Source organism: Microbacterium sp. NPDC019599 (genome assembly GCF_040632175.1).
GTDB lineage: Bacteria > Actinomycetota > Actinomycetes > Actinomycetales > Microbacteriaceae > Microbacterium.
The window spans coordinates 50,778-63,490 of the sequence record NZ_JBEYBL010000010.1; the positions used below are offsets into that span (position 1 = coordinate 50,778).

General features: G+C 71.6%; 11 protein-coding genes. 2 read left to right on the top strand and 9 right to left on the bottom strand.

The window, feature by feature from the left end; all coding sequences use genetic code 11:
- Positions 1-143: 143 nt before the first annotated feature.
- Both ABZ477_RS15800 and ABZ477_RS15805 read right to left on the bottom strand, forming a co-directional pair.
- Complete coding sequence (locus ABZ477_RS15800) at positions 144-431, bottom strand: HU family DNA-binding protein (RefSeq protein WP_360135135.1); 288 nt, start codon at positions 429-431, stop codon at positions 144-146.
- A 196-nt stretch (positions 432-627) separates the two neighbouring features.
- A complete protein-coding gene (locus ABZ477_RS15805; RefSeq protein ID WP_360135138.1) occupies positions 628-1,215 on the bottom strand; it encodes a TetR/AcrR family transcriptional regulator in 588 nt (195 codons plus the stop codon).
- Positions 1,216-1,415: 200 nt separating this feature from the next.
- Between ABZ477_RS15805 and ABZ477_RS15810 the strand changes: the two genes are divergently transcribed.
- Positions 1,416-2,246, top strand: coding sequence for an alpha/beta hydrolase (locus ABZ477_RS15810; protein WP_360135141.1), 831 nt, complete (start codon positions 1,416-1,418; stop codon positions 2,244-2,246).
- Between the two features lie 146 nt (positions 2,247-2,392).
- Here ABZ477_RS15810 and ABZ477_RS15815 read toward each other — a convergent pair whose 3' ends face one another.
- The 4 genes from ABZ477_RS15815 to rpmB form a co-directional block, all read right to left on the bottom strand.
- Entirely contained in the window at positions 2,393-3,505 is a 1,113-nt protein-coding gene (locus tag ABZ477_RS15815; RefSeq protein ID WP_360135144.1) for an alpha/beta hydrolase, read from the bottom strand.
- Between the two features lie 172 nt (positions 3,506-3,677).
- Positions 3,678-3,983, bottom strand: a complete 306-nt coding sequence (gene rpsN / locus ABZ477_RS15820; protein WP_360135147.1) for a 30S ribosomal protein S14 — start codon at positions 3,981-3,983, stop codon at positions 3,678-3,680.
- 3 nt (positions 3,984-3,986) lie between these two features.
- Positions 3,987-4,157: a 50S ribosomal protein L33 gene (rpmG, locus tag ABZ477_RS15825; RefSeq protein WP_091485856.1), complete on the bottom strand. Its 171-nt coding sequence runs from the start codon at positions 4,155-4,157 to the stop codon at positions 3,987-3,989.
- The gene (rpmB, locus tag ABZ477_RS15830; RefSeq protein ID WP_228179498.1) at positions 4,157-4,393 is read right to left on the bottom strand and encodes a 50S ribosomal protein L28; all 237 of its coding nucleotides are present in this window, start codon (positions 4,391-4,393) and stop codon (positions 4,157-4,159) included. Before rpmB ends, rpmG begins: the two co-directional genes overlap by 1 nt.
- 345 nt (positions 4,394-4,738) lie before the next feature.
- Between rpmB and ABZ477_RS15835 the strand changes: the two genes are divergently transcribed.
- A complete protein-coding gene (locus ABZ477_RS15835; RefSeq protein WP_360135151.1) occupies positions 4,739-9,655 on the top strand; it encodes a hypothetical protein in 4,917 nt (1,638 codons plus the stop codon).
- Positions 9,656-9,844: 189 nt separating this feature from the next.
- On the opposite strand, the gene ABZ477_RS15840 is transcribed toward ABZ477_RS15835, so the two are convergent.
- Genes ABZ477_RS15840 through ABZ477_RS15850 form a run of 3 tightly spaced genes read right to left on the bottom strand, consistent with a single transcriptional unit; the run spans position 9,845 to position 12,703 of the window.
- Positions 9,845-10,507 (bottom strand): DNA-3-methyladenine glycosylase, encoded by a 663-nt coding sequence (locus ABZ477_RS15840; protein WP_360135379.1) that lies wholly within the window; start codon positions 10,505-10,507, stop codon positions 9,845-9,847.
- The gene (locus ABZ477_RS15845; RefSeq protein ID WP_360135153.1) at positions 10,507-11,961 is read right to left on the bottom strand and encodes a hypothetical protein; all 1,455 of its coding nucleotides are present in this window, start codon (positions 11,959-11,961) and stop codon (positions 10,507-10,509) included. Before ABZ477_RS15845 ends, ABZ477_RS15840 begins: the two co-directional genes overlap by 1 nt.
- Before the next feature lie 25 nt (positions 11,962-11,986).
- Entirely contained in the window at positions 11,987-12,703 is a 717-nt protein-coding gene (locus ABZ477_RS15850; RefSeq protein ID WP_360135155.1) for a TIGR03943 family protein, read from the bottom strand.
- Between the last annotated feature and the right edge of the window lie 10 nt (positions 12,704-12,713).

Below are 12,713 nucleotides of genomic sequence, written 5' to 3' on the forward strand. Positions count from 1 at the left end.
GGCAGCAAGAAGGGGATGCCGCGAGTGCGGCATCCCCTTCTCGATGAAGTCGGAGAGGTTTCGGTACGGGCGCCTTCGGCGGCCTACTCAACCTGACCCGACTCGCCTCAACGCGGGCTACGCTCGCATTGAGCCGAGACGCGTCACTTCACCGCAGCCTTGAGCTTCGAGCCGGCCGTGACCTTGACGCGCTTGCCCGCGGGGATCTTGATCTCTTCGCCCGTCTGCGGGTTGCGGCCGGTGCGGGCCGACGTGGCGACCTGCTCGACGGCGAGCCAGCCGGGGATCGAGACCTTGTTGCCCTTGGCGACGGCCTCGGCGACGGTGGAGAAGAGCGAGTCGAGCACGCCCGACACCGCGGACTGGCTCTGGCCCGTCGCGCTGGCGATGCTCGCGACGAGTTCGGTCTTGGTGATGGACTTGTCGGCCATGTGGTTGTCCTCCGAGGCGGCGGAACTGCCGCCTTTCATTGCTCGGACCGAGTGGCGCATGCCCCCCGGCTGGTCGGATCGACCGCCTCGAACCTAGCCGAGATGACCGTGGATCCGCGGATTTCTGCGGATTTTCGACGTTCTCACCGGCGTGTCGAGTGGCTGATGTGATTTCTGTGACCGATGTGGCGTCGAATCAGGGGCGATGCGACGCGATGACGCCGCGCGCCGTGCGGGCGAAAGCAGGAGCCACGCGGTCCTCTCCGTCGAGGTATCCGCCCACGAGGGCGGCATCGCGCAGGAGCACGAGGGATGCCGCGACCTCGGTCGGCTCGACGAGTCCCGCCGCCTCTGCGAGGTGCTGCAGCGTCGCCCGGAACCACTCCCGGTGGTCCCCGATGAGCGCACGGACCGGACCCTCGTCGGGGTACTCGGCGGCTGCGTTGATGAAGGGGCAGCCGCGCGTGTGGCGGTCGCGGATGTCGGCCGCGATCCCCTCGATCACGAGCTCGAGCAGGACGTCGGGGTCGTCGGACGCGCCCGCGGCCTGCGCGAAGAGTCCGCGCAGCTGCGAGTCCTCGCCGCGGAGGTACTCCAGGACGAGCCCCTCCTTGCCCTCGAACTGCTTGTACATCGTGGCCCGCGTGACGCCTGCCGCCTCGATGATGCGGTCCACCCCGACCGAGTGGATCCCCTCGCTGTAGAAGAGGTCGGTCGCAGCCTCGAGCAGGCGCTGCCGAGCCGGTGAATTGCTGGATGCAACAGCATCCGTCGACGTGCTCATGTGCTGTCCCCCTGCCCTCCATCGTCTCATCGGCCCTGCGCCGCGAACACGTCCGGAGAGATTCTCAAGATTTTCTGGGAATAGTCTTGCGTAGATAGAACGTTCGGTCTACCATCGGACACATGAGCCGGAGGAACAGGGCTCAGAACCCCGAAGCAACACCCACCGCAACCACCGCAACCCCACTTCAGGAGATCGAAATGACCACCACGACCAAGACCCCCATCGTCCTCATCCACGGCCTCTGGATGACGCCCACGAGCTGGGACACATGGGCCGAGCGCTTCCGCGCTCAGGGCCACGAGGTCATCGTCCCGGGCTGGCCCGGAATCGACGACCGCACGGTCGAAGACATCCGCAGCAACCCCGAGGCGCTGAAGGGGATCGGCCTCAAGCAGATCGCCGACAACTACGAGCGCATCATCCGGGCCCTCCCGGAGAAGCCGATCATCATGGGCCACTCGTTCGGCGGTGTCATCACGCAGATGCTCGCCGACCGCGGCCTCGGCGTCGCCTATGTCGGCGTCGAGCCGGGTCAGACCGCCGGCGTCACGACGCTCCCGCTGTCCACGCTGTGGACGGGCACGCCGATCCTCTCCAACCCCTTCGGCCGCAACGGCGCCAAGCCGCTGTCCAAGCGCCACTTCCACTTCACGTTCGGCAACGACCTGCCCCGCAGCGAGTCCGACAAGATCTGGGAGCAGTACGCCGTCAACTCCTACAACCGGGTCTTCTTCGAGGGCGTCTCGTCGGTGCTCAACGAGAAGGGCGGCGTGACCCACGTCGACTACGACCGCAGCGACCGCGCTCCGCTGCTCATCATGACCGGCGAGATCGACCACGTCGTGCCGCCGGCAATCGGCAAGGCGATCGTGAAGAAGTACCACAAGACGGGCAGCCCCGCGGTCGTCGACTACAAGGAGTGGCCCGGACGCACCCACCGCATCGTCAGCCAGGACGGCTGGGAAGAGGTCGCCGACTACGCCCTCGAGTGGGCGACGTCGCACGCGGTCGTCGAGGCCGCGAAGTAGCATCCGCCCTCCTCGGAGGCCGGATCCGGGGCGAGAGGCGAGAGCGTCTCGCCCGGGGTCCGGTGTCCGCGGTGGGATACGGAGAGGAAGGCCCGGAGCGCACGCTCCGGGCCTTCTGCATGCGCATGCCCTCTGAGAGGGATCCGTCAGCCGTGCAGGAGCCGGAGCGCCGTCACGACGTCGGTATGCCACCTGCGGGCGGCCGGCAGCACCCCCGCGAAGATGGGGGTGTCGTGTGTGACGCCGAGGTACTGGACGGCGCTCGCCTCGACGCCCGATCGGCGGAGGGCTGCGGCGTAGGCGGCACCCTCGCCGCGCAGCGGGTCGTACTCGGCGGTGAGGATGACGGCGGGCGGAAGGCCTTCGTGTGATTCGGCGAGCAGCGGCGAGGCGTACGGTTCGCGCGCCATCCGCGCGCGCGGGAGGTAGGTCTTCACGACGGAGCGCAGCTCACGCCGCGCGATGAAGCTCGGGATGCCGAGCGCCCGCGTGGGCGCGAAGTCGATGTGGGCTCCCGTGAGGTCGACGACGGGCACTTCGAGCACCTGCAGCCGCAGCGGGAGGCCGGTGCGGTCGCGGTTGACGAGTGTCAGGGCAGCCGCGATGTTGCCGCCCGCGGAGGTGCCCAGGATCCCGATGCGGTCCGGATTGATGCCCAGCGACGTGGCATGCCGGAAGAGCCATACGAGCGCCGCATGCGCCTGCTCCACCTGCGTCGGGTACTGATGCTCGGGTGCGAGCGCGTAGTCGACCGCGACGATGGCGACACCCGAGTCCGCCGCGCGACGCCGGTAGCCGGCATCCGTCGTCGGATAGTCGATGCCGCCGATGCGGAACGCGCCCCCGTAGAACGCCAGGCATCCCGGCACGAGGCTTCCGTCCTGCTCCGGCGGATGATAGATCCGCACACGGAGAGCAGGCAGCCCCTCCACCTCCACCTCATGCTCCGTGATGGGGATGCCGGGACCCCGCACACCGACCGTCTTGAGCTCTCGGCGGTCCCAGGCGACCGCCGCCGCGCGCTTCTTGGCCCGCGCGCGAGCGCGGGGCCCGGGTCGGGGCGACGCGCCGTGCGCGCGGTCGAGCTGCTCGGACACGCCGTCTGCGGGCGGTCGCTCAGCGGCGGCCGGAACGGCGGCCCGCCCGAAGGGCAGCATCGTCGTCAATCGCGCGCGCATCGCCGAGACCGCCTTGTCGCGCAGATGCCGACGGTGGACGCGAAGCCTGTCCGCGAAGAACGGATCCAGCGGCATCCCCATGATCATTTCCTTTCCCCGCCGGCGAGTGTAATCCGCGCACCGTCACCAGGCGTGGGGGTTGCGCATCGGTCGACGGAGGCTCTCAGGTCGACTGCCGCGGCATGCGGAAAGGGCGGGAGTTCCGAGGAACTCCCGCCCTTTCGCGGATGCTTCGATCAGCAGCCGGTGATGCTCACCAGGACGACTTGGTCACGCCGGGCAGCTCGCCACGGTGCGCCATGTCGCGGAAGCGGACACGCGAGATGCCGAACTTCGAGAGGTGGCCGCGCGGGCGACCGTCGATGACGTCGCGGTTGCGCAGACGCACGGGCGACGCGTTGCGGGGCAGCTTCTGCAGGCCCACGCGAGCGGCCTCGCGCTCCTCGTCGGTCGACGTCGGCGAAACGAGCGCCTTCTTCAGCTCGGCGCGCTTGGCGGCGTAGCGGTCGACGACCTCCTGGCGCTGCTGGTTGCGCGCGATCTTGCTCTTCTTAGCCATGGATCAACGCTCCTCTCGGAATTCGACGTGCTTGCGGATCACCGGGTCGTACTTCTTGAGCACGATGCGGTCGGGGTTGTTGCGGCGGTTCTTGCGCGTCACGTACGTGTAGCCCGTGCCGGCGGTCGAGCGCAGCTTGATGATCGGACGGATGTCCTGTGCCTTCTTGGCCATCAGAGCTTCACACCCTTCGCGATGAGGTCCTTCACGACCGACTCGATGCCACGCGCGTCGATCACCTTGATGCCCTTGGCGGACACGTTGAGGGTGACCTTACGACCGAGCGAGGGCACGTAGTAGGTCTTCTTCTGCACGTTCGGGTCGAAGCGGCGCTTCGTCCGGCGGTGCGAGTGCGAGATGTTGTGACCGAAGCCGGGAACTGCTCCAGTCACCTGGCACACTGCTGCCATAGTGATGTCTCCTTAGTACCGTGAGGCCGGACGGCCTCACCCAAGATCCCTTGTCTGCATTTCGTGACGCGCGTCACCGACGCCCGGATGCACCGGTCGTTGAGCGAGCGAAGCGAGACGAAACGCGAACTGCGTGCTGGAGTGCGCGCAGACAAAGAGTCAGTCTAGCATGCGCGACCCCTGTCCTCTGAACGGTGGACAGGCCGTGGCCATTGGCCGATCTGAACAGGCGACACGCGAAAACTGTTATCAACAGTCCACAACAATTCCGGGTCGCTCGGCAGCTCAACTGCCATCATGGACGCCTTCCCTGGGGGGACGAAGACGTCTGTGGAAAGAGGAGCGATGTCTGATTCGCCGGAACGGCCGCGCCTGTGGCCGCCATCTCCCTACCAGCTCGCCGATGCCGAGCGGTGCCCCTCCTGCTTCACGCCCGTGTCTCCACCTGTCTGCGGCAACTGCGGCCTGCTGCTGGATGATCCCCGCGTCTACCGAGTGACCGAGCTGGGCGGCGACATCCTGATGCTCGAGCTGAAGCGGCAGGAGATCCTGGACGCGATCCGCCTGACGCAGCTCCGGGCCGCAGCCGCCGTGTCGGCCGGCCGACCCGCCGATCTGGTGACCGTGGCGCCTTCGGCTGTGGAGGAGAGGGATGCCGGCATCCCCGCGTCGCTCGCGACCCTTACGACCGAGCCTGAGCCGGCGGCCGTGTCGGCGCTCGTCGTCGCGCCTGCGCCCGTCGCGGAGACCCCGCCTCCGCCGGCCGCTCAGAGCTCTCCGCGACGCGACGCCGGCGAGCCGCCGAGCGCGGCATCCGTCCCTGCGGCGCCCCCGCGCGCACCGCGCCGCCGCCTGTCTGTGCCGATCCTCCTGCTCATCGTGGGTGTGACGCTCGTCGGCGTCGCGGCGATCTTCTTCCTCGTCTACGCGTGGTTCGTGTGGGGCATCCTCGTCCGCGCGCTCATCATCGGCGGCATCACGCTCGCCTCGATGGTCACCGCATCCTTCCTGCGTCGCCGCTCGCTCACCGCGACGGCCGAGGGCATCGCGGCCCTGGGCGTCCTCCTGCTGGCGCTGGACGCCTGGGCGCTGCGTGCCAACGACTTCTTCGGCACGGGCGACAGCGACCCGGCTGTGTACGCGGGCGTCTCAGCGCTCGCCGTCGGGGCGATCTGCCGCGTGTGGGCCCGCGTGTCACGCCCGCGCGGCCCGGACCTCGCGGCCGCACTCGCCCTGCCCGCGGGAGCGGGACTGCTGGTCGGGGGGATGCTGTCCCTTCCGCCGGCCGAGTCGATCGTCGCCGGGCTCCTCGGCGCGTCCGCGGGAGGGCTCCTGCATGCGCTGCCCGCTCCGTGGTCGTCCGCCCGGTCCGGTCGTGACGGGATGCCGGAGCGCATCGTGCTCGCCTCGATCGGCGTCGCGTCTCTGACGGCGGCGTTCGCGTGCGCGGCGGTCCTCACCACCGGAACGGCCGTCGTCGTGTGGTCCACGGCGGGGGTGGCGCTCCTCGGCGCCGCCCACGCGCTCCTCCTGACGCCCCGCGGCCAGGCGGAGCCCCTCCCCGGTGCCCGCGTCCTGGGCGGGATCGCCTCGTCTGTCGCCGTCGCGAGCATCGCCGTCGTGGCAGCCCAGCTGGCGTACCGCACGGGCGAGCCGGTGTACGACGTGCTCGTTGCACCCGTCATCGCGGTCGCCGTCGCCGTCGCGGTCGATGTGCTGCGTCATCGGCGTGGCGGACTGGTGCCGGCGTGGATCACGTCGGGTGTCATCGCCGGCTTCACGGTGCCGGCAGCGATCGTCGTCTGGCTCGCGCAGGGCGGGCGGACGATCTCGTCCGAGTGGATGCTGTGGCACACCGAGCCGTTGGCGCTTCCGGTCTCCGACACCGCGGTGCCGTTCCTCGCTCTGCCGGCCGCCGCCGCCATCTCGGTGCTGCTCTTCTTCGCACCGACCCTCGCCCGGCCGGTCCTCCGCGACGTGCGGGTCGTGGGTGCGGCTCTCCTCGTGCTGGCCGCCGCCGTCCGCACTGCCGTGCCGGGCCTTGTCGTTGGCGCAGGCGTGCTCGTCGCGGCGGCGGCCGTCCTCGCGCTCCTGCGCGCACGCTCCAGGGCCGGATGGGTCGCCTCCGCGGGCATCGGTGCGACGACGGCTTATGCGGCGGGCCTCGCGACGCCGTGGCTGTGGCTCGTCGGCATCGCGACGGCTCTCGCCGTGCCGATCGCCCTCCTGCTCATACTGCGCCCGACGGGCGCGCGGTCGGTCGCGCTGGTCCTCACGCCGGTGGGCGTCGCGAGCGTGTCGGCCTTCATCGCACCGGGCGCGCTCGCCGCGGCCACGGGAGCCATGGGCGCCGAGTGGCTGGTGACCGTCGCACTGCTGCAGTGGATCGGCCTCGCCGCGGTCGGTCTCGCGGTCCTGCTCCCGATCACGGTCGCCGCACGGACGGCGCTCGCCGTCTCGTCGTACACCGTGGTCGCGATGACGCTGGTCTGGATCTACGGCGATGCGACGATCAGGCACCTCGTCTCGGCGGTCGGGATGCCGTTCCTCGTCGACGGCTCGGACGCCGCGGGGACGCTCCGGGGCGTGATCGGCGATCCGGTCCTTGCGATCGTCCGCGGCGCGGCCCTGGTCGGTGCGTTCGCGATCGTCGCGTTCGGCCGCACGCCGCTGCGGGGCAGGACGGTGTACGCCGCCGCAGCGCTCGTGGCTCCGACGCTCGGGTATACGATCCACGAGGTGCTCGGCATCCTGGGCGCGCGCGATTTGGACGCCGTCCCGATCATCCCGCTCGCGGGGGCCGTCGCGGTCGCCGGCGTGGGCGCCTGGGCCGGCCTGGCCATGGAGGACACCGCCGAGCTGCGCGCCACGCGCGTCGCAGCCGATGCGGGAGCCGTCGCGACGGCGCTCGTCGTGATCTGGCCCCTCGGCGCCGAGCACGTCTGGCAGGCGTGGGGACTCGTCGCGATCGGGTTCACCGCCCTCGCCGCCTCGACGGGCTGGGCGGCGCCGGCCACGACGCCGGAGGACGACGTCCTCGCGACCCGCGCGCCGGGGGTGCCGCTGCGGTCGGCCTGGCGACGGCTCCTGCTGTGGCCCGCCGTCATCGCGCTCGTGCTCTCGTGGGTGTCGCTGCTCGGCGACGGGACGCCGCAGGCGGTCTTCACGGTCGAGGTCGAGGCGGTGCCCGTCGGCGTCGTGTTCGTCGCGTTCGCGGCGCTGCTCGTGTGGCTGCGCCGACGCGGAGAGGCCGCGATCGCCCTCGCGCTGGGCCTCGCCTCGGCTCTGTGGCTCCCCGCCATCGAAGGGTGGACCGGCACCCCCTTGCGCGGCACCCTGGTCGCCGTCGCTGCGGCGCTCGTGGCCCTCGCGCTCGCGCTGCCGCCGGTGCGCAGCATCCGCCCCACGGCCGTCGTCGGCGCGACCGCCGCTGTCGTAGGCCTCGGGCTCGGCACAGTCGAGCGGGCGCTCGACGAAGCTCCGCTCGGTGCCCTGTGGCTGGTGCTCCTCGTGGCCGTCGCGTACGCCTCGGGCTTGGGAATGACTCTCGCGCGCCCCGAGAACGAATGGTCGAGGGCGTACGCGCTCGTGGTGCCGCCCGCGGCGCTCGTCGCGGCGGTCCTGGGCTTGCTGTCGTCGTCCGACGAGCCGGTCGCGGTGATGGTCGCCCTCGGCGTTCTCGGACTGCTCCACCTCGGTGCGGCCGCGGCCCACCGCCTGCCGCTCACCGACGTGACTCGCTGGACGGCGTTCGCAGGCGCCCTCGTCGTCGCCGGCGCCGGAATCTGGCAGGGCGGCGTCGAGGAGATCGAGGCTGTCTCGCTGCCGGCCGCCGGTATGGTCCTCGCGGGCGTCGTGCTCGCGACGCTGCGCCGGCGCCGCGACGGCGACCCATGGCCCGGCGGCGAGTCGTACGCGTGGCTCGGCGGCCTCGTCCTCGCGACCGCTCCCAGCATCGTCGCTCCAGCCGAGCCCATCCGCGTGTGGGCCGTCATCGCCACGACGCTCGTCGCGGCGGGAGCAGCATCCGTCTCCCGTGTCCCCGAAGCGTGGCGGGTCCGGGTGCCGAGCGTCCTCGTCCTGGCTCTCGCAGCTGTCGCGATGGGTGTGCGGGCGCTCGCGGATCCGGCCTTCGCGTCGGCGGTGGCCGCGGCCACGACCGCCGCGTGCGGCGCTGGCGCGGTCGCCGTCCTGCTCGTCGCAACCTCGCGCGAGGAGCGCCCTGCGTGGCCCCCGACGGTGCTCGCCGCCGTCGGTGCGGCGCTGCTCGTCTTCGTCGTGCTGGATCGCTCGGGCGGCGGTCTGGGCACGACCGCGGTGACGGCAGTGCTCGGCGGCGCAATCGGGGTCGTGGGCGCGGCGCTCCTGGGCATCCGCCGGTGGAGCGGAGTGGCGGGAGTCCTCTCGATCGCGGGGCTCGTCGTCGCCGCTTCGGCGTGCGGCGTGCGCTTCGTGAGCCTCCTGGGGCAGCCGGGGCTCGAGGCGGACTTCTGGGCACTCGTCGGCGGCGCGATCGCGGTCGCGGTCATCCTCACCGCGGTGCGGGCCGTGCCGGCGCGCTGGATGGGGTCTGCGGCCGGGGTCGTGCTCGGTCTCGCGGCGATCGCGTTCGCGCTCGCGGAGTGCCTCGTCATGCAGGCGCAGTCCGCGCTCGGCGTGGCAGACGCCGACCAGGACGTGCGCACGGTGCTCACCATGGCCCTTCTCACGGCTGCCGCCGTCGCCGGGGCCGTGTGGCGATCGAGGTTCGACTGGACGCTCTTCGTCGTCGCCGCGGGGGCGTCGGCCGTCTTCGGCCTCGTCGCGATCCTCCGGTTCGGCGTGAGCCCCGTGGAGCTCGTGACGGTGCCCCCGGCGCTCGGTGGCCTCGCCTACGGGTCGGTGCGGCTCGCCCGCAGCGCATCGACGCGCACGTGGCCCGCGCTCGGACCGTGGATCGCACTGCTGACGATCCCGTCGCTGCTGCACGACTTCGGCGAGTCAGACCTCTGGCGCGTCGTCGCGCTGGGCGTCGTGGGCGTCGGACTCGTCGTCGTCGGTGCGGTCTTCCGCCTCCAGGCGCCGCTCGTCCTCGGGTCGATCGTCGTCATCGTGCACGGCATCGCGCAGCTGTGGCCGTGGCTGTCGGCCGCGTACATCGCGGTCCCGTGGTGGCTGTGGCTCGGCATCGGCGGCGCGCTGCTCATCTTCCTCGCCGCGACGTACGAGCGGCGCATGCGGCAGATGCGCTCGGCCGTCGTCGCGGTGACCTCGCTGCGCTGACACCGCGGACGGGACCGGCGCCGGAGACGGATGCCGGTCCCGTCGGCGTGCCCGCCTCGGGAGCCGCGGCGCCGAGATGCGACGTCTTCGGGCTCATCGCGAGCACAGGTCAACCACGCCACGACAGGTCCAGTCCGCGGCGATCGTCCTGTTTCCGCGTGGTTGACCTGTTTCCGCCCCGAAGCGAGCTCAGCGGTCGGGACCCGCGCCCCGTCCCCAGCGGAAGGCCGAGACCGTCGGATCGCCCGTGATCCAGAACCGCCACGGGAACGCGGCGGTTCCCGCGGCTCCCGCGACCCCGACGCGGGGCCCCGTCGCGATGTCGACCAGCGGCTCGGCGCGCAGTTCGAGCCGCGCGACGGCGCCGTGCCTCACCTCGCCCGTGATCGCGTCGATCCCGTCGTGGAGCGGGTGGCGCAGACCCAGCGCGTCGCCGAGACGTCCGGGCCCGCGGGCGAGGTCGCGATCCGCGCGGGCCGCCGGGCGGCGGCCGCGCGCAGCATCCGTTCCCTCCACGATCTCGCCGGCACGCAGGAGGATTCCGCCGGCGACGCCGTCGGGACCGCACACGACGTTGACGCACGAGTGGATGCCGTGGCTGAGGTAGACGTACAGGTGGCCGGGCTCGCCCCACATCGTGGCATTGCGGGCCGTGGGGCCCATGCGGGCGTGCGAGCCGGGGTCGGGCATGGGACCGGTGCCGAGACCGTGGTACGCCTCGACCTCGGTGAGTCTCACCGCGACGGTCTCGCCGCCCACCGTCGCGCGGAGGACGCCGCCGAGCAGGAGCGGCGCGACGTCGGCGGGAAGGCCGACGAGATCCTCGCGGCGCGCGGGCCGCACGCCGTGCATCACTGCGGAGGCACCCTGCACCACGAGCTGTCGAACCCGGCGAGCGCGACGACCTCTTCGCCGGTGGCGAGCTCGACGATGTGGGTCTCGGACCGCTCCGGCATCGGCAGCAGGTAGGTGTCGTAGGAATTCTCGACGATGTCCGGTGCGATGACGCTCGAGGCGTAGCGCCCGCTCGGCGAGACGCACGTGCGGATGAGGGCGTCCGAAGCGGGCACCTCCTGGACGATGTTCGACGTGCCGTCGTCGCCGACGAAGACGACGACGGAATCGGCCGGGAGGCCGTTGTCGTCCAGGACCGCGTAGAGACGCAGTGTGCCGCCGCCGGGCACGCTCTGGACGGCGCGCAGCTGACCGTAGTCGGCGTCGGCGCTGACGAGCGGCGCCTCGGTGCCGTCGGTGAGGTCGAGCAGGACGGGCCCGTCCGCCCGGTCCACGACAGCGGTCGACGCCGTGACGTCGTCGAGGGTGAGGGCGGTTCCGAGGGCCGCGGCGTCCGCACCGGTCGTGTCGCTCAGCCACAGCGTGCCGTCGAAGCCGACGAACAGCACACGGTCGGTGTCGGGCACGAATCGCCATTGCACGACGCGGCTGTCGGCGCCGTCGACGTCGAGGGGCTCAGGCTCGGCGTCGGGCTGCTTGAGCGACAGCGTGAAGAGGATGCTCTCGCGACCGCCCTCGGCGCTGAGCGAGTCGTCGGTGAAGGTGTAGCCGATGAGCTCACCGCGGTCGGCGCTCTGCAGGTTCGTGATCGAGCCCTCGCCAGGCAGCGGCAGGCTGCGCTGATCCGTGCCGTCGAGGTCCGCCACGATGAGCTCGGCGGGGCCGAAGGCGTCCGAGCCGCCGCCCGATCCGTCGCCTTCGCCGCGCACCGAGACGACGAGGTGCGACGCCGTCGCCCGGAAGTCCTCGATGTGCGCGTGCCGGAACACCGGTACGGCCTTCTCGCCCGTCAGGTCGGTGCGGAAGATCGTGTCCTCGTCCTCGCCGCGCTGCAGCAGGAAGAGCTCGGCGGCGCCCGTGCGGAACGTCTGCTCGATCGTCGTGGCGGGCCCGCCGCCGACGCTCTCGACGTCTTCGATCCGGACGGTGTACTCGGTGTCGTCCCACAGCGGATTGGCGAAGCGGATCCCGACGCTGCGCCCCGACGTGTCGACGGCGAAGGGCGTCGCGGGGGTGACCGTCACTTGCGTAGGGTCGACCTCCCGCAGCGCCTGCGACATCGTCACGATCAGACGGGCGCCGGATGCCGCAGCCGCCGCCGCGGGATCCACCTGCACGTCGGTGACACGCGGACCCTGCGCCGTCATCGCGGCGGCACCCGCGACGCCGACCACCGCGAGCGCCGCCACGACACCGGCGAAGGCGAGCGAGAAGGCGCGGCCGCGGCGCTTGCGGGACTGCGCGCGCCGCGTCGCCGGCGCGGCGCCGCCCGCGGGAGTGTCAGTACTCATAAGGGGTCAGTACACATTCGCAGGCTCAGTACTCATACGGATCACCCGGCTCGTCGATGCGCTCGATGCTCTCGGCGACGATCGACAGCTGTCCGTCGGCGCTCGCACGCACGGTGCCGGTGATCTCGACCCATTGCCCGGTGTCGGGAGCGGCCTCACCCGCCTCGACCGGGATGCTCGCCGGCTGCGCGTCGATGACGCAGTGCGTGATGACCAGGCGCGTGAGGTCGAAGCTCGTGTCGCCGGGCGTCACGAAGCCCGTGAGCGTCACGGGATCTCCGTCATAGGCGTCGGGGTTCGTCGAGGTCGCGAAGACCGTCGCCCACTCGCCGACGCCGAAGGACGCCGTGTCTCCCGTCGTGGCGAGGGCGACAGCATCCGCTCCCGCGAACAGGGGCGGCGCGTCGATGTCGCGCGACATCGCGAGCTCGGCCGACAGCGAAGCCGGCGGTGTGACGAGCGCCGTGAGGACCAGGACGGATGCCGCGATCCCGCCGATCGCCGTCACCGCGGCCCCGATCGGCCGTCGCCGGTGGGTGCCGTGGTCGTGTCCGTGCTCGTCCTCGGCGCCCAGCGGGAGCGCGAAGGTCAGGATCGCGCCGATGAGCACCACGACCGCCATCGCGACCGCGAACCACGTCGAGTCCGGGTTGAGGTACAGGCCGAGCCGGCCCGTCGCCGCGAGGGTCAGGGTCATGGCGGCCAGGACCGCCGCGAGCCCGACACCGAGCCAGCGGTTCACCAGGGAGCGG